The 18573-nt window shown below is 70.9% G+C and carries 17 protein-coding genes; 10 read left to right on the top strand and 7 right to left on the bottom strand.

The genetic code is table 11. The annotated features are described in order from the left end of the window. Window positions 1–23: 23 nt before the first annotated feature. Together Q0D75_RS05465 and Q0D75_RS05460 are read right to left on the bottom strand one after the other, a co-directional pair. Complete coding sequence (locus Q0D75_RS05465; RefSeq protein ID WP_291050245.1) at window positions 24–737, bottom strand: DUF305 domain-containing protein; 714 nt, start codon at window positions 735–737, stop codon at window positions 24–26. Next, window positions 734–1444 (bottom strand): DUF3105 domain-containing protein, encoded by a 711-nt coding sequence (locus Q0D75_RS05460; RefSeq protein WP_291050243.1) that lies wholly within the window; start codon window positions 1442–1444, stop codon window positions 734–736. Before Q0D75_RS05460 ends, Q0D75_RS05465 begins: the two co-directional genes overlap by 4 nt. A 124-nt stretch (window positions 1445–1568) precedes the next feature. Here Q0D75_RS05460 and Q0D75_RS05455 point away from each other — a divergent pair, with 124 nt between their 5' ends. Next, entirely contained in the window at window positions 1569–2279 is a 711-nt protein-coding gene (locus tag Q0D75_RS05455) for a lysophospholipid acyltransferase family protein (RefSeq protein WP_291050241.1), read from the top strand. A 107-nt stretch (window positions 2280–2386) separates the two neighbouring features. Here the strand turns inward: Q0D75_RS05455 and Q0D75_RS05450 are convergent, their stop codons facing one another. Continuing rightward, entirely contained in the window at window positions 2387–3025 is a 639-nt protein-coding gene (locus tag Q0D75_RS05450) for a helix-turn-helix domain-containing protein (RefSeq protein ID WP_291050239.1), read from the bottom strand. A gap of 64 nt (window positions 3026–3089) precedes the next feature. On the opposite strand from Q0D75_RS05450, the gene Q0D75_RS05445 reads away from it, so the two are divergent. Continuing rightward, window positions 3090–4613 (top strand): MFS transporter, encoded by a 1524-nt coding sequence (locus tag Q0D75_RS05445; RefSeq protein ID WP_291050237.1) that lies wholly within the window; start codon window positions 3090–3092, stop codon window positions 4611–4613. 283 nt (window positions 4614–4896) lie between these two features. Beyond that, window positions 4897–7095, top strand: coding sequence for an acyl-CoA dehydrogenase (locus tag Q0D75_RS05440; protein ID WP_291050235.1), 2199 nt, complete (start codon window positions 4897–4899; stop codon window positions 7093–7095). Window positions 7096–7108: 13 nt separating this feature from the next. On the opposite strand, the gene Q0D75_RS05435 is transcribed toward Q0D75_RS05440, so the two are convergent. After that, window positions 7109–8479: an NAD(P)-binding domain-containing protein gene (locus tag Q0D75_RS05435; RefSeq protein WP_291050233.1), complete on the bottom strand. Its 1371-nt coding sequence runs from the start codon at window positions 8477–8479 to the stop codon at window positions 7109–7111. A 151-nt stretch (window positions 8480–8630) separates the two neighbouring features. Here Q0D75_RS05435 and Q0D75_RS05430 point away from each other — a divergent pair, with 151 nt between their 5' ends. From Q0D75_RS05430 to Q0D75_RS05400, 7 genes are all read left to right on the top strand, one after another. Continuing rightward, on the top strand, window positions 8631–9596 hold the full coding sequence (locus Q0D75_RS05430) for an ABC transporter ATP-binding protein (RefSeq protein WP_291050230.1): 966 nt from the start codon (window positions 8631–8633) through the stop codon (window positions 9594–9596). Further along, window positions 9593–10408: an ABC transporter permease gene (locus tag Q0D75_RS05425; protein ID WP_291050228.1), complete on the top strand. Its 816-nt coding sequence runs from the start codon at window positions 9593–9595 to the stop codon at window positions 10406–10408. Before Q0D75_RS05430 ends, Q0D75_RS05425 begins: the two co-directional genes overlap by 4 nt. Then, entirely contained in the window at window positions 10351–11820 is a 1470-nt protein-coding gene (locus Q0D75_RS05420; protein WP_291050226.1) for a histidine kinase, read from the top strand. The genes Q0D75_RS05425 and Q0D75_RS05420 overlap by 58 nt, the downstream gene beginning before the upstream one ends. Next, window positions 11813–12550 carry a response regulator transcription factor gene (locus Q0D75_RS05415; RefSeq protein ID WP_291050224.1) on the top strand — a complete coding sequence of 246 codons (738 nt, stop codon included), beginning with the start codon at window positions 11813–11815 and terminating at the stop codon, window positions 12548–12550. Before Q0D75_RS05420 ends, Q0D75_RS05415 begins: the two co-directional genes overlap by 8 nt. 106 nt (window positions 12551–12656) lie before the next feature. Beyond that, window positions 12657–13622 carry a prolyl aminopeptidase gene (pip, locus tag Q0D75_RS05410; protein WP_291050222.1) on the top strand — a complete coding sequence of 322 codons (966 nt, stop codon included), beginning with the start codon at window positions 12657–12659 and terminating at the stop codon, window positions 13620–13622. A gap of 20 nt (window positions 13623–13642) precedes the next feature. After that, window positions 13643–14548, top strand: a complete 906-nt coding sequence (locus Q0D75_RS05405; protein WP_291050220.1) for an endo alpha-1,4 polygalactosaminidase — start codon at window positions 13643–13645, stop codon at window positions 14546–14548. 150 nt (window positions 14549–14698) lie between these two features. Then, window positions 14699–15358, top strand: coding sequence for an HAD hydrolase-like protein (locus Q0D75_RS05400; RefSeq protein ID WP_291050218.1), 660 nt, complete (start codon window positions 14699–14701; stop codon window positions 15356–15358). On the opposite strand, the gene Q0D75_RS05395 is transcribed toward Q0D75_RS05400, so the two are convergent. From Q0D75_RS05395 to Q0D75_RS05385, 3 genes are all read right to left on the bottom strand, one after another. Beyond that, on the bottom strand, window positions 15348–15575 hold the full coding sequence (locus tag Q0D75_RS05395) for a cell wall-binding repeat-containing protein (protein WP_291050217.1): 228 nt from the start codon (window positions 15573–15575) through the stop codon (window positions 15348–15350). The genes Q0D75_RS05400 and Q0D75_RS05395 overlap by 11 nt on opposite strands. A 3-nt stretch (window positions 15576–15578) precedes the next feature. Continuing rightward, window positions 15579–17657: a cell wall-binding repeat-containing protein gene (locus tag Q0D75_RS05390; protein ID WP_291050215.1), complete on the bottom strand. Its 2079-nt coding sequence runs from the start codon at window positions 17655–17657 to the stop codon at window positions 15579–15581. A 98-nt stretch (window positions 17658–17755) separates the two neighbouring features. Beyond that, entirely contained in the window at window positions 17756–18547 is a 792-nt protein-coding gene (locus Q0D75_RS05385; RefSeq protein ID WP_291050213.1) for a DUF2510 domain-containing protein, read from the bottom strand. Window positions 18548–18573: the final 26 nt, after the last annotated feature.

The raw sequence follows: 18573 nt of genomic DNA, 5'->3' as shown, positions 1-18573 counted from the left end.
GCCCGCCGGCCGTGGCGCGGGGGTCACTCGCGGGCGGCGAGCAGCTCCTGCATGTACTGGATCTCGCCGTTCTGGGCGAAGACGATCGCGTTCGCCAGGGCCAGCACCACGGGGTTGGTGGTGCGGGCGATCACGGCCTCCGCCATCTCGACACCGCCCTTGTGGTGGGCGATCATCAGCTGCAGGAAGAGCTTCTCGGCCTCCACGCCCGTGAGCGTCGAGAGACGCGCGATGTCCTCGGCGCTCGCCATGCCGGGCATCGGATCACCGGGAGCCATCTCCGCGCCGGTCACCGTATTCGTCATCGTGCCGTCACCGCCGTGCGCGTGGTCGTCGGATCCGTCGAGGGTCGGCTGCAGCATCCACGTCATGGTGGGCTGCGAGGAGGCCTGGGGGAGCTGCCAGAGGTTCAGCCAGCCGTACATCTGACCCGACTGCTGGGCCTGCGAGGTGGCGATGTCGTAGGCGAGCGAGCTCACCTCGGGGTCGTCGGTCTGCTGGCGGACGATCATCGCCATCTGCACCGCCTGGTCGTGGTGCTCCTGCATGTCCCGCGCGAACCCGGCCTCGACACTGGTGTCGGAGGGGGTCGCGATGCGAGGCGCCGCCAGCCAGCCGGCCGAGAACGCGGCGATGCCGATCACCGCTGCGGCCACGACGGCGGCGAGGACGATCCGGCCCCGCGACGCGCGAGGCGCTGCGGAGCCGGCCGCGGTCACCGATCCGGAGTCGCTCAAGCGACCTTCCCGGGAGCGTCGAGTCCGCCGGTGCAGGCCGCGCCGGGCTCGGGAGCGTCGTTCGAGCGCCAGAACTTGGTGACGAAGTCGCTGAGACGCTCGTCGTCGACGCCGTCCAGGTACACCTGGTTGCCCCACGCCGACGCCACGACGGGAGCGCTGAGGCCCGGGAAGGGCGAGAGCACGACATAGGTGTCGGGCAGCTCCGAGCGCAGCGTCTCGACACCGGCCTCGTCGACGACGGTGGGATCGTAGGTCACCCACACGGCGCCGTGCTCGAGGGCGTGCACGGCGTTCTCGTTCGGAACGGCCTCGGAGTAGACACCGCAGTTCAGCCAGACGGCTGCGTGGTCGCCGCCGGCGGGAGGGGTCTGCGCGTAGTCGACCTTCGTGCTGACGTGGTTCGAGGTGAGGTCGGGGTAGGTCTGCAGCTCGCCGATCGCGATCGACGCGGGGTCGACCTTCGGCTCGGCGCTGGTGACCACGAAGCCGATGACCAGGGCCACCACGGCCACGCCTGCGACGCTGCCGCCGATCCAGGCGAAGCGGCGGTTGCGCTGCTGGCGCTTCTGCTCCGCCACCATCGCCGCGACCTTCTCGGCGCGGCGGGCATCGCGTTCCTGCTTGACGGTGAGCTTCTTCGCCTGCTCCTTCGCCTTCGGCAGGAGGGACGAGGAGGAATCGGAACGCGAGGGCACAGTGCTCATTTCGATCAGGGAGGAAAGGAGTTGACGCTACAACTATTCCCGAGGATGCCTGGAAAATCCATGTACACCCAACGACCCGCCCTGCATAGCCGTGGCGGCATGCGATCCGTGTGAGGATCGGGGGATGTTCAAGTCGGTGGCGAGGGGCGTCGTGCGCCCGGTCGCCCGGGTGCTCTACCGGCCGACGGTGGAGGGTCGCGAGAGGGTTCCGCGGTCGGGTCCCGTGCTGTTCGCGAGCAATCATCTGAGCTTCATCGACAGCGTCGTGATCACCCTGATCGCCCCGCGGGACGTGCGTTTTCTGGCCAAGGCGGAGTACTTCACCGGCGAGGGTGCCAAGGGGCGGCTCTCGAAGACCTTCTTCGAGTCGATCGGTGCCATCCCGGTCGACCGCGCGAGCAATTCTGCCGCTCAGGATTCGCTCGAGAGCGGCCGTGAGGTGCTCGACGGCGGCGGTGCCTTCGCGATCTATCCCGAGGGCACCCGCTCGCGCGACGGCCGGCTCTACCGAGGCCGCACCGGCGTCGCCTGGCTGGCGCTGACCACGGGCTGCCCGGTCGTGCCCGTGGCGCTCACCGGCACCGAGGAGCTCTTGCCCGTGGATGCCAAGGTTCCGCGCATCCGGCCCGTCACCATCCGATTCGGGGAGCCGATCGATCCCGCCGCGTACGGCGAGGCGTCGTCCGCGCGCGCCCGCCGCAAACTCACCGACGACGTGATGGCCGCCATCGGGGAGATGTCGGGCCAGGAACTCGCCGGCGCCTACAACGAGCCGCCGGCGGCGAACGTCGTGGAGCGGGTGCGCCGCGCCCTGCACCGCAACGACCCGAGCTGAGCGGCACGCGCCCGATCGGATCGCACCCGTTGGGTCGCAAATACGCGTCTATAACGTGGAAGATAGACGCATTTTTGCGACCCAACGAGGTGGGCGGGGGCTCGTGACTACCAGCGCTCGCGCGCTGCGGGGCCGGGGGTGAAGGCGACGCGGTCGTCGGCGACGGGGTGGCCCTCGGGGTCGACGAACTGCAGGGAGAGGGCCGATCCGTCGGCTGCGTCGACCACGAGGGAGGCCGCACCCCCGGTGTAGGGGGCGTAGGCGTCACCCCACTGCACGAGGGCGCCGAGCACCAGCGAGAGGCCCCGGCCCTTCTCGGTGAGGTGGTAGCTGGAGCGCTCGCGGGAGCCGGCCTCGCGGTAGGCGCGCTTCTCGAGAACGCCGGCGTCGACGAGCTTGCCGAGGCGCTGGGTGAGGATGTCGCTGGGGGCGCCGAGCGCGGTGCGGAACTCGGTGAATCGCGTGCGGCCCCGGAACGCCTCGCGAATGATCAGCAGCGACCACTTCTCGCCGATCACGTCGAGCGACCGCGCGATCTGGCACCGCAGCTCCTCCTGGGCGTCGGCCGGGGCGCTGGTGGTGGTGTCGCCCGTGCCCGTGCCCGTGCCCGTGCCCGTGCCCGTGGCCGGGGTCGTGGTCGGGGCCGGGGCTGAGGCGTGGGGTGGGGCCGAGGTCAGCGCCTGGGCCGTGGCGCTGGTGGCGGCGGCGATCGCACCGTGCGTGGCATCCGGAACCGACTCGCTCATGCCATCAGAGTACGCTTTTGGGTGCTGGATTGGAAATTCCAACTGAGAGGCGTACAGTCGCCGCATGACGAATTCGTGGCGCTTCGCCCGCCGGGGCACCTTCTGGTCGGCGGCGGCCGTTCTCGCACTCTGCCTGTGGTCCAGCGGGGCTCCGAGCGTGCTCTACCCCGTGTACGCCGCCGAGTGGGAGTTGCCGGCCGTGGTCACGACCTCGGTTTTCGCGGCCTACCCGCTCGCGCTGCTGCTGGTGCTGCTGGTGTTCGGCGGGCTGTCGGATGCCATCGGCCGCCGCCGCGCCATGCTGCTCGGTGTCGGGCTGATCGCCGTGGCCGCCGCCGTGTTCGCGCTCGCTCCTAACGTCGGCTGGCTCTTCGCCGGGCGGGTGCTGCAGGGTGTCGGCACCGGATTCGCCTTGGGCGCCGCCAGCGCGGCCCTGGTCGAGAACAACCCGGGGAAGAACCCTCGCACCCCGAGCATCCTCACCACGGTGTCGACCGCGGCCGGGCTCACCCTGGCGCTGGTGCTGAGCGGGGTGCTCGCCCAGTTCGCGCCGTTGCCGCTGGTGCTCTCGTTCGCCGTCCTGTTCGTGCTGTCGACCGTGGCCTTCGTGGCGGTCTGGCGCACGCCCGACGACGCGCCCGGGCGGGCGGCTCCGGATGCGGTGGCGAATGCGGTGGCGGGAGTGCCGACTCCGGATGCGGTGGCGGGAGTGGCGGCTCCGGCTCAGGATACGGTCGAGGGAGTGGCGGGAGTGGCGGTTCCGGATGCGGCGGCGGGAGTGCCGACTCCGGGTGTGGCGGCTCCGGGTGTGGTGGCGGGAGAGGCGGCCCGGGTTCCGGATGCGGCGGCGGGAGTGGCGGCCCCGGCTCCGGATGCGGTGGCGGCGGTGCCGGAACCGGCTCCGGATGCGGCATCCGAGGTCTCCGGGACCGTCGACGACGGGCGGCCCGGGCGTCTCTCCGTGCCGCGTGGCATCCGGCTTGCCTTCGCGGCGGCGGCCGCCTCGGTGGCCACGGCCTACAGCGTGGGTGCGATCTTCCTCTCGCTCGGCGCCCAGATGGCGCGCGATCTCACCGGGACCAGCGACTTCGTGGTGATCGGCGGCCTGCTTGGCATCTCCTCGATCGCGATCGGGGTGACCGCGCTGTTCCTCGGCCGGCTGCCCTCGCACACGGCCATCCTGATCGGCGCGGTGCTCTCGCTGGCCAGCCTCGCGGTGATGGCACTCGCGGCGGCGGCCGGCTCGATCGTGCTGCTCCTGGTGTGGTGCGTGGTGGGCGGGATCGCCTACTCCTTCGCCTTCACCGGGGGCCTGGGGCTGGTGAACCGCACCGCGCCCGCCCGGCATCGCGGGGCGACGCTGTCGCTGCTGTACCTGTGCTCGTACCTCTTCCAGGCGCTGACCGCCGTGGGGGCCGGAGCGCTGGCAACGGCGATCGGCCTCGGGGCCGCGGTCGATCTGGCCGCACCTCTGGTGGGCGTCCTGGCCGTGCTCGCGGGGGCGTTCGCCGCAGCCGATCTCCTCACCGCTCGGCGTGTCCGGTCGCGGGAGGCGGCGATCGCCGTGGAGGTGCCGGTCGCGGGATAGCGCCGGGCGGAGCATCCGCTGGTCGGGGTCGGGGTCGTCGTCGTCCCGCCGCCGCCGTCGTCGTCGTGCGCCGACCGGCATCTTTGTCTGGCTCGGTAGACGAATGCGGTGTCGGACTGTGGGATGTCCACAGTCGTCCGTCGCTCCGTTCGCCCCCTCTTTGTAGGCGCAGGACGGGGGATTCACGGGTGTCGGCGGTGGCTCGTACCGTGGAGGAGTCCCGTCACCGCGGCCTGCGGCGGCGAGCGACGGCACGACTTCGGCACGACGATGAGGACTGCACATGACGCACACGGTCGACACGACTCCCCGCGACGAGAGCCGCGCCCCCGACTCGAGCCGGCAGGATGCGGGCCACGAACTCGAGACGGAGGCCACCGAGCCCGAGGCGATCGACAGCGTGCTCGACGCGCCGGTGCGCGGCGGCAAGCGCAGCGACGTGGTGGTGGCCCGCACCGACGTGGAGTGGCTCGGCCGCTACCTGCTCGGCAGCTGGGCCGAGGTGCGCCTGGGCGCCCGTGAGCTCACCGCTCGACCCGAGCTGCAGCGCATCGAGGGCCTGGGCGTCGACGAGCACCGCGCCCGGGTGTTCGAGCAGTTGAAGCTGCTGGTCGAGAACGGCCAGGTGCACCGCGCGTTCCCGAAGTCGGTCGGCGGCGAAGACGACCACGGCGGCAACATCGCGGGCTTCGAAGAGCTGGTGACGGCCGATCCGAGCCTGCAGATCAAGTCGGGTGTGCAATGGGGCCTGTTCGGCGCCGCGGTGCTGCACCTCGGCACCGCCTACCACCACGAAACCTTCCTGCCCGGCATCATGAGCCTCGAGGTGCCCGGCGCCTTCGCCATGACCGAGACCGGCCACGGGTCGGATGTCGCGGCCATCGGCACCACGGCCACCTACGACGAGGCCACTCAGGAGTTCGTCATCCACACCCCGTTCCGCGGGGCCTGGAAGGACTACCTCGGCAACGCGGCCGTGCACGGCACCGCCGCCGTGCTGTTCGCACAGCTGATCACCAAGGGCGTCGACCACGGCGTGCACGCCTTCTACGTGCCGCTGCGGGATGCCGCCACGAACGAGTTCCTGCCCGGCATCGGCGGGGAGGACGACGGGCTGAAGGGCGGCCTGAACGGCATCGACAACGGCCGGCTGCACTTCGACCAGGTGCGCATCCCGCGCGCCAACCTGCTGAACCGCTATGGCGACGTGGCCGAAGACGGCACCTACTCCAGCCCGATCCAGAGCCCCGGCCGCCGGTTCTTCACCATGCTCGGCACGCTCGTGCAGGGCCGGGTGTCGCTCGACGGCGCATCCGTCGCCGCGGCGAAGATCGCGCTCACCATCGCGATCACCTACGGCAACGAGCGCCGTCAGTTCACCGCCGGCAGCGATACCGACGAAGAGGTGCTGCTCGACTACCAGCTGCACCAGAAGCGGCTCATCCCGAAGCTGGCCACCACGTACGCGGCGAGCTTCGCGCACGAGCAGCTGCTCACCAAGTTCGACCAGGTGTTCTCCGGCGCGGCCGACACGGATGCAGACCGCCAAGACCTCGAAACCCTCGCCGCCGCACTCAAGCCGCTCAGCACCTGGCACGCGCTCGAGACACTGCAGGAGGCCCGCGAAGCCTGCGGCGGCGCCGGGTTCCTGGCCGAGAACCGCCTGGTGGGCCTGCGCGCCGACCTCGACGTCTACGCCACCTTCGAGGGTGACAACCACGTGCTGCTGCAGCTCGTGGCCAAGCGCCTGCTCTCCGACTACAGCCGGCGCTTCGCCAAAGCCGACTTCGGCGTGCTCGCCCGCTACGTGGTGGAGCAGGCCGCCGACAAGACGGTGAACGGATCGGGTCTGCGCTCGCTCGCGCAGACCGTGGCCGACTTCGGTTCGACCGCGCGTTCCGTGGGGCAGCTGCGCGACGCATCCGCTCAGCGCCAGCTGCTCACCGACCGGGTGGAGACGATGGTGGCCGAGGTCGCCGGTGCGCTGCGACCGGCGTCGAAGCTCTCGCAGAAGGCCGCCGCCGACCTGTTCAACGCCCACCAGGCTCAGATCATCGAGGCTGCCCGTGCGCACGCCGAGCTGCTGCAGTGGGAGGCGTTCACCGAGGCCGTCGACGGTGCGACCGGATCGGCCTCCGGGATGGACGACGGCACGCGCGTGGTGCTCACCTGGCTCCGCGACCTGTTCGGGCTCGGCCTGGTGGAGAAGCACCTCGCTTGGTACCTGATGAACGGGCGCCTCTCGCCTAAGCGTGCCCAGGCCGTCGGTCGCTACACCGAACGGCTCGCCGCCCGCCTGCGCCCCCACGCGCAAGACCTGGTGTCGGCCTTCGGGTACGGGCCCGAGCACATCCGTGCCGCCATCGCGACGGGCGCCGAGAAGGCCCGCCAGACCGAAGCGCGCGACTACTACCGTGCCCAGCGTGCCTCCGGCACGGCGCCTACCCCCGAGAAGAAGCCCAAGCCCGCCAAGTCCCGCTGACGCGCCGCGCGCGCTACGCGCGCTGCGGGTGAGGGGCGGGGCTGGGGGTCACCGGGGGAGGCGCTGGCGGTCCCAGGGGGACGCGCTGAGGCGCGCCGAGGGAGCGGAGGATCGCGGCGACCGCGTCTCGGCCGGCACGGTTGGCGCCGACGGTGGACTGGGACGGGCCGAAGCCGATCAGGTGCACGCGCGGTTCGGCCAGGGGCTGCGTGCCGCGGAGGGTGATTCCGCCGAGGTCGTTGCGCAGGTGCAGCGGATCGAGATGCGCGAGCGAGGCCCGGAAGCCGGTGGCCCACAGGATGACGTCGACCGACGTGAAGCTGCCGTCGGCCTCGCGCACGCCGTGCGGCTCGACGACGGTGAACATCGGGCGCCGCTCGAGCACGCCGCGGTCGCGAGCGGCGCGGGCGTAGGAGGTCCAGCCGAGGCCCGTGTAGGAGACGACGCTGCCGGTGGGCCGGCCGGCCTCGACATCGGCGGTGACCTTCTCGATCGTGGCCCGGCCGGTCTCCTGGTCGAACTCGCCGGGCGAGAACACCGGCTCCCGGCGGGTGTACCAGGCGGTGAAGGCCACGCGCGAGATCTCCTCCAGCTGCTGCAGCGCCGAGATGCCGCCGCCGACCACGGCGACCCGGTGGCCCGCGAAGTCGTCCAGGCTCACGTAGTCGCGCGTGTGCAGCTGGCGGCCGAGGAAGCGGTCGCGGCCGGGCACGTCGGGCAGCACGGGGTTGTCCCAGGTGCCGGTGGCGTTGATCACGAAGCGCGCGCGCCACGTGGTGGTTCCGGATGCGGCGCCTGCGTCGGGGCCGGAGGCGGTGCGCGACGCGGTTCCGGACTCGGGGCGGGAGGCGGTGCGCGACCCGGGGCCGGATGCTGCACCCGACTCGGGGCCGGAGGCGCCGCGGGAAGCCGTGTGCACGAGCAGCTCGCCATCCGGAGCGTCGTCGGCCCGCTCCACCGCGAGCACACGCACGGGGCGCAGGATCGGGAAGCCGAAGCGCTCCTCGTAGGCCGCGAAGTAGCGCGGCACCGCGTTGCGGCTGGGCTCGTCGGCGTCCAGCGGCGGCTTCGCGAAGCCCGGCAGGTCGAAGATGCCGTTGACCGTCGCCATGTGCAGCGACTCCCAGCGGTGCTGCCACGCCCCGCCCGGTGCCTCGGCCGCATCGAGCACGACGAACGTGCGCGAGGCATCCGGATGCTCGATCGCGCTCAGGAAACCGTGCCGCTGCAGGTGGAACGCGGCCGAGAGCCCGGCCTGCCCCGCACCGATCACCACGACCGTCGCCGACGCCGCGCGCAGCCGCTCGGCCCGGGAATCGTCGCGGAACCGGTGGCGGAACTCGCTGCGCATGCTGTCGTCCACGTCGGATGCAACGCCCCGCACCGCCGAATGTTCCCGTGCCGCGTAGTACCTGGGGACTACGCCGGCCGAGCCGAGATCACCCCCCGGGCGGATGAGCCCGGGCCGTCGCATCCGTACCGTGAGAGGGGTGGCGCGAGGGGCGCCCACCATGACACACGAGGAGCTGCTGAGAATGATCGAAGCGACCGCACTGACCAAGCGCTACGGCGACAAGAAGGCCGTCGACGGGGTGAGCTTCACCGTGCGTCCCGGCCAGGTGACCGGATTCCTCGGTCCGAACGGCGCCGGCAAGAGCACCACGATGCGGATGATCGTGGGGCTGGACCGCCCCACGTCGGGCCGCGTCACCGTGAACGGCATGCCCTACGCCGAGCACCGCTCGCCGCTGCACGAGGTGGGCGCCCTGCTCGAGGCGAAGGCGGTGCACACCGGCCGCAGCGCCCGCAACCACCTGCGTGCCATCGCCGCGACCCACGGCATCCCTCGTCGTCGCGTCGACGAGGTGATCGACCTCACCGGTCTGCACGCCGTCGCCGGCAAGCGCGTGGGAGGCTTCTCGCTCGGCATGGGCCAGCGCCTCGGCCTCGCCGCCGCCCTGCTCGGCGACCCGGCCACCCTCATCCTCGACGAGCCGGTGAACGGACTCGACCCCGAGGGCGTGCTCTGGGTGCGCGGGTTCGTGCGCTCGCTCGCCGCCGAGGGCCGCACCGTGCTGCTCTCCAGCCACCTGATGAGCGAGATGGCGCTGACCGCCGACCACATCATCGTGATCGGCAAGGGGCGGGTGATTGCGGATGCTCCGGTGGGTGACATCGTCGGCTCCACCCAGACCTACATCCGGGTGCGCAGTCCCCGCATCGGGGAACTCGCCCGGCGGCTCGGCCAGCCCGACGTGGTGGTGACCGACGTGGCCGCCGACACCGTCGAGGTGCGCGGCCTCGCCCCCGAGGTGATCGGAGACGCGGCGCTCGCCGCCGGCGTGCCGCTGTACGAGCTGAGCGTGGTGAGCGGATCGCTCGAAGACGCCTACATGGAACTCACCCGCGACGAGGTGGAGTACCGCACCGCGGTGCCCGCCGGCACCACCAACCCGACCGCTACGAACCCGACCACGAGCAACCAGGAGGTGGCCCGATGACCGCCGCAGTCACCGCCCCGTCCCACGCCCGGGCCTCGCACCAGCCGCTGCCGGAGGCGCGCCTGCGCTTCACCGGCGTGCTGGCGAGCGAGTGGATCAAGCTCACCACGCTGCGTTCCACCGTCTGGGCCTACGCCGTGCTCATCCTGCTGCAGGTGGGCATGGGAATGGTGCTGGCGCTGAACATCACCACCGGTTCGCCCCAGTCCGATGCCTCCACCGCGGTGTTCGCCGCCTCGATCGGCGTCATGCTCAACCAGCTGGTGATCTCGGTGCTCGGCGTGCTGGTGATCAGCGGCGAGTACAGCACCGGGCAGATCCGCTCCAGCCTCACCGCGGTGCCCAAGCGGCTGCCGGTGCTCTGGGCCAAGGCGATCGTGTTCTCGGTGACGAGCTTCGTGGTGTCGCTGGTCGGCATCCTCGCCGCCTACGCCGTGACCTCCCCGATCCTGAGCGGCGCCGGCGTGAGCTCGTCGCTCGCCGACCCGGAGGTGTGGGCGCACCTCGTGGGCGCCGCCGGCTACCTAGCGCTGATCGGGCTGTTCGCCTTCTTCGTGGGTGCGCTGCTGCGCAACACCCCGGGCGGCATCGCGGCGGTGCTCGGTCTGGTGCTGGTCGTGCCGGCGGTGCTGTCGTTCATCTCGGCCGAGTGGGTGACCGTGCTCACGCAGTGGCTGCCGGCGAGCGCCGGTCAGACGCTGTTCTTCGGCGGCGGCGTGTTCGAGCCGTGGCAGGCGGTGCTCGTTATGCTCGGGTGGATCGCCGTGGTCGCCATCCCGGCGGCGGTGCTGCTGAGACGGAGAGACGCCTGACCTCGACACCCGGCCCCGCACGGGGCTCCGGAACCCCCTTCGCGTCCTCGGCGCCGCCGGCTCAGCCCGCCGGCGCCGAGGACCTTCGGCTGCCCAAGCCGCCGGGGTTCATCCGGGCGTACCTCTCGCGGCACCCGTGGCTGCTGGACGGGTTCATCGCGGGCGGCTACGGCCTGCCGGCGCTGGCGTTCGCGTTGTTCAGCTTCGTCACCGGCGTCTTCGGGCTCTCGCCCTTCGGCGACGACACCATCCGCAACACTCCGGTGTTCGCCGTGCTGCTGCTGTACATCACGGCCGCCGTGGTGTTGGCGCTGCTGTTCCGGCGGCACGTACCGGTGATCACCGCGGCGATCTGCGCGGCCGCCCTGCTGCTGCCCACCACGCCCACGCAGCAGCTGGACGCCATCCCGATGATGTTCGCGCTCTACGCGCTCGCCGTCTACCGCTCCTCGCGCTCGGCCTGGCTCTGGACGGCGGTCGCCGCGGTGGCCGGCGGCGTCGCGACCTTCCTCTACGACCCCACGGCCGTCATCTCCAACATCGCGTTCACGGTGCTCTTCGTGCTGCTGATGCTCGTGGCCACCCTGGTGGGGATCACCTTCGGCAACCGGCGCCGCTACATCCAGGCCCTCCTGGACCGCGCCGAGCAGCTGGCGCGGGAACGCGACCAGCGGGCGAAGCTCGCCACCGCCGACGAGCGTGCCCGCATCACCCGCGAGATGCACGACATCGTGGCCCACAGCCTGACCGTGATCGTGTCGCTCTCGGATGGCGCGGCCGCCAGCGTGGAGCGCTCTCCCGCCGCCGCAGCGGAGGCCATGCGGCAGACCGGCGCGACGGCCCGGCGCGCGCTCACCGACATGCGCCGCTCGCTCGGCCTCCTCGACCCCGCCGCTCCGCTCGCGCCGCAGCCGGGGCTCGCCGAGCTGCCCGAGCTGATCGCCTCGTACCGGGCGGCGGGCCTCACCGTGCGGTACACCGCCGCGGGCACGCCTCCGGCCGATCCGCTCGTTCAACTCACCGTCTACCGGGTGCTGCAGGAGGCGCTCACCAACGCCCTGCGCTACGCCGTGCAGTCGACGGCGGTGGATGTGGTGGTGGCGTACTCGGCGACGGGGATCGACATCACGGTGACGGATGACGGGGTCGACCCCGGGCGGGGGGCCGTCTCCACCGGCTCAGGCCAGGGCCTGATCGGCATGCGCGAGCGGGTGGCCGCGTACGGCGGCACGGTGGCCGCGGGCCCCGTCGGCCCGCCCGGCAGTCGCGGCTGGCGCGTGGCCGCGACCTTGGGCGCGTCTGCGGTCGCCCCCGCCGCCGAAGCTCACCGAGTTGCGAGTTCTGGCTCCGAGAGTGCCGATTCAGCAGCCGAAAGTCGCAAGTCAACGGAGGGGGAGGCGCGGGATGAGTGACGTGAGCGGGAACGGGAGCGGGGGCATCCGGTTGCTGCTGGTGGACGACCAGCAGCTGATCAGGATGGGGATGCGGCTCGTGCTCGAGTCGCACGAGGGGCTCGAGGTGGTCGGCGAGGCCGGCGACGGGTACGAGGCGATCGCGGCCGTCGGCCGGCTGCAGCCCGACGTGGTTTTGATGGACGTGCGGATGCCGGGGCTCGACGGGATCGAGGCGACCCGGGCGATCGTGGCGGCGAACCCGGCCAGCCGCATCCTGATTCTGACGACCTTCGATCTCGACGAGTACGCCTTCGCCGGGCTGAACGCCGGGGCGAGCGGATTCCTGCTGAAGGACGCGCAGCCGGCCGAACTGGTGGCGGCGGTGCGGGCGGTGGCCTCGGGCGATGCCGCCGTGTCGCCGCGGGTGACGCGCAAGCTGCTCGAGCTGTTCGGGCCGCAGCTGCCGGCCGGTGCAGCGGCAGGCGAGGGCGCAGCGGCTGGTGCAGCCCCGGCGACCTCGGGCGTATCCGCTCCCTCACCCGAAGCGGCCCGCCTCGCCACCCTCACCGAGCGCGAGCGCGAGGTGCTCGTGGCGATGGCGGAGGGGCTGACGAACACCGAGATCGCGAGCCGGTTGTTCCTCTCCGAGTCCACCGTGAAGACGCACGTGGGCCGCGTGCTGATGAAGCTCGAGCTGCGCGACCGCGTGCAGGCGGTGATCTTCGCCTATTCGGTGGGCCTGGTGTGAGCGACGCTGGCCGATCGCGTTCAGTCCAGCGAGTTTCAGGCCGAGCTCATGCACTATGGCGGAGCTTGCCCTGAGACTCGCTGGAGTGAACGCCTAGGCTCGGGGCATGCGCACTTTCTACCCCGAGATCGAGCCCTACGCGAGCGGGATGCTCGACGTCGGCGACGGGCAGTCGCTGTACTGGGAGCAGAGCGGCAATCCCGAGGGCAAGCCGGTCGTGTTCCTGCACGGCGGCCCGGGCGGCGGTACCAGCCCGCAGCACCGGCGGCTGTTCGACCCGGCGCTGTACCGGATCGTGCTGTTCGACCAGCGCGGCTGCGGCCGGAGCGTGCCGCACGCGAGCACGCCCGGCATCGATCTCGAGACCAACACCACCTGGCATCTCGTGGCCGACATCGAGCGGCTGCGTGAGTCGCTCGGCATCGACCGCTGGCAGGTGCTCGGCGGATCCTGGGGCAGCACCCTCGCGCTCGCCTACGCCCAGACGCATCCCGAGCACGTGACCGAACTGATCGTTCGCGGTGTCTTCATGCTGCGCAAGAGCGAGCTCGACTGGTTCTACGAGGGCGGGGCGTCGGCCATCCTGCCCGACCGCTGGGAAGGCTTCGTCGCGCCGGTGCCCGAGACCGAGCGCGGCTCGTTCATCCAGGCCTACCATCGGCTGCTGCACGATCCGGATCCGGCCGTGCACGGCCCCGCGGGCGTCGCCTGGTCGACCTGGGAGGCCTCGGCGCTCACCCTGCTGCCGCGCGACGACCTCGTCGCCAGCTTCGGCCGGCCCGACTACGCACTCGCCTTCGCGCGCATCGAGAACCACTACTTCGTGAACCAGGGCTGGCTCGAGCCCGACCAGCTGCTGCGCGACGCGCACCGGCTGCGCGACATCCCGGGCGTGATCGTGCACGGCCGCTACGACCTGTGCACCCCGGTGTACAACGCCTTCGACCTGCACAAGGCCTGGCCCGAGGCCGATCTGCAGGTGATCCCGGATGCCGGGCACGCCTTCGACGAGCCCGGGATCCTCGACGCGCTGATCACCGCGACCGACCGCTTCGCGGGGGAGAAGGAATGACCCGTGGTCCGGTTGCGAGGATGAGGCGCGGCGCCGGCACGATCGCTGTCGCGACGGCTCTGCTGGTGGGGGTGGCCGGGCTGGCGGGCTGCGCCACCGGGAACGGCGGGGTGGGCGGCCGCACGGGCGAGTTCGAATCCGCCGAGGCCACGCCCGGAACCGAGGCCGGCGCATCTTCCACGCCCGGAACCACTTCCGGTGGCGCCGCCGTACCGCTGCTCCCCGACAACGCCGTCGTCGACTACCAGCTCGGCGGCGGCTACCCGCCCTCCGACGGCGTCACCGTCGTGGCGCGCGACAGCACCGACGAGCCCGCCGAGGGCCTCTACTCGATCTGCTACCTCAACGGGTTCCAGACCCAGCCCGGCGCCGACTGGCCGGATGAGCTCGTGCTGCACGACGCATCCGGAGCCGAGGTGTTCGACCCCGGATGGCCCGACGAGCGACTGCTCGACATCTCGACGGCCGACAAGCGCGAGGCCATCGCCGAGCGGTTCCAGCCGGCGATCGCGGGCTGCCGTGCCGACGGGTTCCAGGCGGTGGAGTTCGACAACCTCGACTCGTACACGCGGTCGGACGGCGCGTTCGGCGTCGACGACGCCGTCGGCCTGGCGACCCTTCTGGTGGCGTCGGCGCACACCGAGGGCCTCGCCGCCGGGCAGAAGAACACGGCCGAGCTCGCCGATCGCGGCCGCACCGAGATCGGCTTCGACTTCGCCGTGACCGAGGAGTGCCGCCGCTTCGACGAGTGCGCGACCTATACCGACGTGTACGGGGCGCAGGTGATCGACATCGAGTACACCGACGATCTCGGGGGCACGGTTGCCGAGGTGTGCGCCGATCCGCAGCTGCCTCCGGCCAGCGTCATCCGGGATCGCGACCTCGTTCCGGCGGGTGCGAAGGGGCACGTCGAAGAGCGCTGCTGACGTTCTGCCGGCGCATCCGGCGGCAGCTCTTCACCCGCCGTTCATGTGCCCGTCGGCGAGCGGTCGCGGCCCACGCCCTGCGCACCCCCCAGGATGAACGGAACCCGGTGCGGATCGGGTCGGGTGCAAGGCGATCGAGGGTGGTTCCAGGTGCGGACGGACGGAGCGCTGCGCGGCACGATGGTGCTGTTCGACTGGAACGGCAGCGTGGTGGCCGACGCGGATCGCGCCCGCGCCGCACTGAACGAGGTGCTGGCGCGTCGAGCCCTGCCCATGCTCGGCGAGGCCGAGTTCTCACTGCGGTTCCGGCTGCCGCTGTCGGAGCTGTTCGCGCGGCTCGGCCTGCCCGCCGGCGATCTCGCGGCGGCCGAGCAGGAGTGGGCCGAGGGGATGGCGCACCCGCACGCCCGGCTGCGCGACGGCGCCGCGAGTTGTCTCACGACGCTCTCGGCGGAGGGCGCCTGGCTCGGCGTGCTGTCGGCCGCCTCGGCCGCCGCGGTGCGCTTCGACCAGCGCGCGCTCTCCGTGCCCACGGTGTGGAACGCGGTCGACGCCTCGGTCACCGACAAGTACGCGGCGCTGATGCGGCATCGACCCACCCGCAGCCGCGCGTTCTACGTGGGCGACACCGCCGACGACCTGCGCTGTGCGTCGGCCGCGGGCTACATCGCGGTAGGGCTCGCCGACGCCCAAGGCAGCGGCGGCGCGGATGCGGACGCCCTGCGCGTAGCGGGTGCCGCGTACGTGCTGCACACCCTCGAGGAACTCCCGCCGATCGTGGCCCACGCCGCGGTACCGCTCACGGTGTAGCGAGGTACTTGTCCAAAGCATCGCGAACAGTATCCGAGATGGTGTTCGTGCCGCCGAGGACGACGATGCGATACGGCTTCAGCCGTTGCAGCTGAGCGACGACCGAAGCGGGAATGGAGTCCCGGGTCACGAGCAGCACGGGTGCTTTGTCAGCGATAGCTCCAGCGGATCCCGAGAGGGCGTCGGGGAACACCGCGCCAGAGGCGACGTAGACCACGGACTAGCCGTTCGGAAAAAGGTCTTGGGACACCCCCGCTGAGACCTCGAATCGGTCCGCACCGCCGATCCTCCGAACGAGCGAGGCCCTCTTCCCTAGGTCGGATGCGACCGTGTCCGAGATGGTGTTCCGGCCCCCCAGAACGACGATCTCGTTCGGGGCTAGTCGGGCCAGTTCTGCCGACACGGAGGCGGGTATCGAATCCTTCGTGACTAGCAGCACGGGGCCTGCGAGGAGCCCAGCCGCGGCCGAACCGGACAGGGCGTCGGGGAACACCTCGCCGGAGGCGACGAACACGATGGGTGTGCCCTTCGGAAAGCGAGCGGCCGAGATCGCCGCGGAGACGGCGAACCTGTCGGAGCCTGCGACGCGCGAGACCGAAGCGCCGAAGGCGCCGAGCGCAGTCTCGACGCGAGAGCTGATGGTGTCAGCGCCACCGAGAATGACGATCGAGGCGGGATGGAGACGCCGGAGTTCGTCGGCGATGGAGTCGGGCACCGCGTCTTCGCTGACGAGCAGCACAGGAGAGCCCTGCGCGCCTGCGGCCGCCGACCCCGAGAGGGCGTCGCTGAAGATCGCGCCCGATGCCACGTAAGCCACGGGGACGCCCGGAGGGAACGTGGCGGCTGAGACCGCAGCCGAGACCGCGTATCGGTCGGCTCCGCCGATCCGGTCGACGCTGGGGCCCTTGAGTCCGTGCAGGTAGACCTGAGCGGGGCCGGGACTCCCCGCACCGAGCAGGTTTGCGGCGGCACTGAAAGCGATCTGCTGCCCATTGGACGACATCCGGGGTGTGGTCGGGGACGAGACGCCGGAGTCGTCGCTTCCCCGAGTTGGATCTGCAGTGGAAGAGCTGGCGAGCATCGTGACCCTCGAGGGGACGTCGCGCCAGTAGACCTGCCAGGTTCCCCGAGTGTCTGCGCGCGTGATGTCACGTGCGTTGGAGGTGAATCCCACTCGCAGTCCGTCTCCCGAGATCGAGGCCTGCAGCGATCTCCCGGCAGCGACCTCACCTTCGCCGGTCACACTCAACAGCTCGGATGTGCTCTGCGACAGGTCCCGTAGGTAGACCTGTTCGGTCCCTGTGCTCGGCGAGTTCGGAGCGAGGTTCGTCGCATTGGAGATGAACGCCACCCGTCGTCCGTCGGAGGAGATCGACGCTCCACTTGCGATCGAGTCGGCGCCTCCGAGGCCACTCGCTGCGAGACTCACGAGCCTCGTGCGCGAGGTTTCCAGCGAATGCACGAAAATCTGATCGGCGGAGGGCGGAAATGTGTCCGCGGTCAGGTTGGAGGACCTGGAGGTGAAGGCGACGACGGTTCCGTCGTGGGAGAGGGAGGGCTCATAGGAGAAGCCGTTCCCTGCTTCTCCCGGGGATGGCGCTCCCGTGTCGGCGGTACTGACGATACCGGTCACCTTCATGGACCCCGCGACGACCTCCGCTCTGAAGATCTGGCCCTTGCCGGGGTCCACGCCCGAAAGGAGATCACGTGCGACCGAGCCGAATACCAGCCTTGTGCCGTCGCCGGAAAGCGACGGACTGTACGAGTTGTACTGTCCTCCGGCTGTCGCCGTCGTGTTTCGCGTGACCAGCCGGGTGGAACCCGCCGCGAGGTCTCGGATGTAGATCTGTGTATGGTCGTCGGCGAGGGGCAACGACGCATCGAGATTCTTCGCCCCGGAGGTGAAGGCGATGAATCTCCCGTCGCCGGAGATGGACGGATCATACGAGGGACCGTCGCCTCCCGCCGTTCCTGCCGAGTTGACACTGACCATCTGGGTGAGCCCGGTGGACATGTCCCGTACGAAGACTTGGGTCATGAATCCTGTGGGAATGCTGGTCAGATTGTTCGCGTCGGAGGAGAAGGCCACGAAGCGGCCATCATCCGAAATCGACGAGACGAAGGACGCATAGTTGGCGGCGCCTGAACTCGAGGCGCTGACAAGTGCGGTTGCACCCGGGGACGGTAGTGGCGTGTTCGCCGCGTGTGCCGGAGTGACCCCGGTGAAGGAGCCAAGTGATGAGGCGACGACGATCGAGGTCGAGGCCAGCACTGCAAGGCGGTGGCGCAGAGAACGCATCGGACGGTTCCTCCATGAACGAGGCGGCGTGCTCTCACCGCTCACATGAAGATGAATTTACCTCACTGGTATCCCGAAAGCCATCACTGGCCGATATCTCAGGTGCCGGTGTAGCCGAGCGAGGGGTCGATCGAGCCCATCATGCCGAACATCAGGTTCATCACCCAGATGAACACGGCGATGCCGATGATGAACGAGAGCGCGAACAGGCCGATCGCGACCCACATCGGGGCGATGCCGCGACCGCTGCGGCGGCGCACTTGGAGCGAGCGGCCGATCGGGTAGACCGGGGCTGGGATGAAGGCGAACGCCCAGTGGAACGCGGGCACGATGCCGCGGCGGATCAGCCAGCGGCGGTCGAAGAAGGCCAGCACCACCCCGGCCGCGTAGATCAGCAGGCTCGCGATGTTCATCGCGGCCTCGGTGAGCTGCAGCTGCAGAGACGTGCTGCCGTAGCCGCTCGAACCGCTGTAGGCATCCACGAAGGCGGAGTTCATCGCGCTCTGCACGCCCGAGAGCGAGAGCGGCAGCAGGAGCAGCGAGATCGCCGGGAGCAGGGTGATGATCCAGATGAAGGGGCCGTACACCGGGGCGTCGGCAGGGATCGGCGCCAGGGGCTGCGCTGCCTGCGCGGCGAAGGGGGCCGGGGAGGTGTAGCCGGGCTGGGCGGCGTGACCGGGCTGGGCGGCGTACTGCTGCTGGCCGTACTGCTGCTGGCCGTACTGCGGCTGGGCGGCGGGCTGCGCAGCGAGGGGCGCGGCCGGCGCGTGCGCCTGCGTGTGTTCGGTCCAGCGCGCGCCGTCCCACCAGCGGAGGCCGGCGGCTCCGCTCGGGTCGGGGTACCAGCCGGCGGCGACGGCGGAGGGGGTGTTCGGATCGACGTTGCTCACAGGAGGCCCTTCGTGCGTGACACCGC

It is taken from the genome of Herbiconiux sp. (genome assembly GCF_023264855.1).
Lineage (GTDB): Bacteria > Actinomycetota > Actinomycetes > Actinomycetales > Microbacteriaceae > Herbiconiux.
The sequence above is the reverse complement of the archived record's forward strand: the minus strand, read 5'-3'. Positions and strand labels throughout refer to the sequence as shown.

Excerpts from the sequence above, each read along its gene's own strand:
- Q0D75_RS05460 (WP_291050243.1), bottom strand. The coding sequence starts at position 1,444 with ATGAGCACTGTGCCCTCGCGTTCCGATTCCTCCTCGTCCCTCCTGCCG.
- Q0D75_RS05455 (WP_291050241.1), top strand. The coding sequence starts at position 1,569 with ATGTTCAAGTCGGTGGCGAGGGGCGTCGTGCGCCCGGTCGCCCGGGTG.
- Q0D75_RS05450 (WP_291050239.1), bottom strand. The coding sequence starts at position 3,025 with ATGAGCGAGTCGGTTCCGGATGCCACGCACGGTGCGATCGCCGCCGCC.
- Q0D75_RS05445 (WP_291050237.1), top strand. The coding sequence starts at position 3,090 with ATGACGAATTCGTGGCGCTTCGCCCGCCGGGGCACCTTCTGGTCGGCG.
- Q0D75_RS05440 (WP_291050235.1), top strand. The coding sequence starts at position 4,897 with ATGACGCACACGGTCGACACGACTCCCCGCGACGAGAGCCGCGCCCCC.
- Q0D75_RS05430 (WP_291050230.1), top strand. The coding sequence starts at position 8,631 with ATGATCGAAGCGACCGCACTGACCAAGCGCTACGGCGACAAGAAGGCC.
- Q0D75_RS05425 (WP_291050228.1), top strand. The coding sequence starts at position 9,593 with ATGACCGCCGCAGTCACCGCCCCGTCCCACGCCCGGGCCTCGCACCAG.
- Q0D75_RS05415 (WP_291050224.1), top strand. The coding sequence starts at position 11,813 with ATGAGTGACGTGAGCGGGAACGGGAGCGGGGGCATCCGGTTGCTGCTG.
- pip (WP_291050222.1), top strand. The coding sequence starts at position 12,657 with ATGCGCACTTTCTACCCCGAGATCGAGCCCTACGCGAGCGGGATGCTC.
- Q0D75_RS05405 (WP_291050220.1), top strand. The coding sequence starts at position 13,643 with ATGAGGCGCGGCGCCGGCACGATCGCTGTCGCGACGGCTCTGCTGGTG.
- Q0D75_RS05390 (WP_291050215.1), bottom strand. The coding sequence starts at position 17,657 with ATGCGTTCTCTGCGCCACCGCCTTGCAGTGCTGGCCTCGACCTCGATC.